Source organism: Methylobacterium sp. CCH5-D2, assembly GCF_001556475.1.
Classification (GTDB): domain Bacteria; phylum Pseudomonadota; class Alphaproteobacteria; order Rhizobiales; family Beijerinckiaceae; genus Methylobacterium; species Methylobacterium hispanicum.
Window position 1 is genome coordinate 1 of sequence record NZ_LSIX01000445.1, and the last position, 417, is coordinate 417.

The following is a 417-nucleotide window of genomic DNA, read 5'->3' on the forward strand; positions in this document are numbered from 1 at the left end:
GCGTGCGCGCCGAGATCGCGCTCAAGATCTTCGGCGAGGATCTCGACACCCTGCGGGGGCTGGCCGAGGACATCCGGCGGCGCGTGGCCGACATCCCGGGCATCGCCGACCTGCAGGTCGAGAAGCAGGTGCTGATCCCGCAACTCGAGATCCGCGTCGACTACGCCCGGGCCGCCCTCTACGGGGTGCAGCCGGCGGCCCTGGTGGAGCAGCTGAGCCGCCTCTCGAACGGCCAGGTCGTCTCGCGCGTGGTCGACGGCTACCGCCGCTTCGCCGTGGTGATGCGGCTGTCCGACACGATGCGCACCACCCAGCGCCTCGGCGACATGCTGGTCGAGACGCCCTCGGGCTGGGTGCCGGCGCGCCAGATCGCCGACATCCGCGAGACCGACGGGCCGAACCAGATCCTGCGCGAGA

1 protein-coding gene is annotated in these 417 nt (G+C 71.7%); it reads left to right on the forward strand.

The genetic code is table 11. The features are described 5' to 3' along the window. Positions 1-417 (forward strand): efflux RND transporter permease subunit (locus AX737_RS11420; RefSeq protein WP_197430542.1); only part of this gene is annotated, 417 nt, incomplete at both ends.